Origin of the sequence: Campylobacter sp. BCW_6463, from assembly GCF_001762785.1 — a bacterium.
Lineage (GTDB): Bacteria > Campylobacterota > Campylobacteria > Campylobacterales > Campylobacteraceae > Campylobacter_D > Campylobacter_D jejuni.
In genome coordinates this window covers 1-445 of sequence record NZ_MJXL01000043.1, presented here as the reverse complement: position 1 = coordinate 445, position 445 = coordinate 1, and the positions used below count along the sequence as shown (strand labels likewise).

Sequence of the window (445 nt, the reverse complement as noted above, 5' to 3'; positions counted from 1 at the left end):
ACAAAGCTAATTCTATTTTGTTTAATCATTCTAGCACGATTGATAAGAGCATAAAGGGCTATAAATTCATCATTATAGGTAGAAGTGTAATTGTATTTTTCTAAAAATACAACAACTTCCCCATCAAACTCAATACTTTTCCATTCTATAAGCTCTGCTTTAGCATTAGTGATAAAAGAAATATATTTATCTCTTTGTTTATCATGTTTAATACCTGCGCATAAAGGTTTAAGTGCTTCATCATACCAAATCACTTCTAACTTTTCTTCTTTAATAATTCTTAATGTTGCTTCTTTTGTGATATTTTCTTTAATATCTTTCCTATTGTAGCATTTATGCCGATAATTTTCTTGTAGCATTTTATCAATTGCTTCTTTTTCATTATCAAAAGAATAACTAAGTCTAATACTTCCTTGGTCTTCAACATAGAAAGTTTCATATTTAT

At 27.2% G+C, this 445-nt stretch carries 1 protein-coding gene; it reads right to left on the bottom strand.

Going from position 1 to position 445, the window contains the following annotated elements; genetic code table 11:
- Positions 1-445, bottom strand: a 445-nt coding sequence (locus tag AJ884_RS04945; protein ID WP_070233616.1) for a hypothetical protein, incomplete at both ends; no start/stop codon positions are given.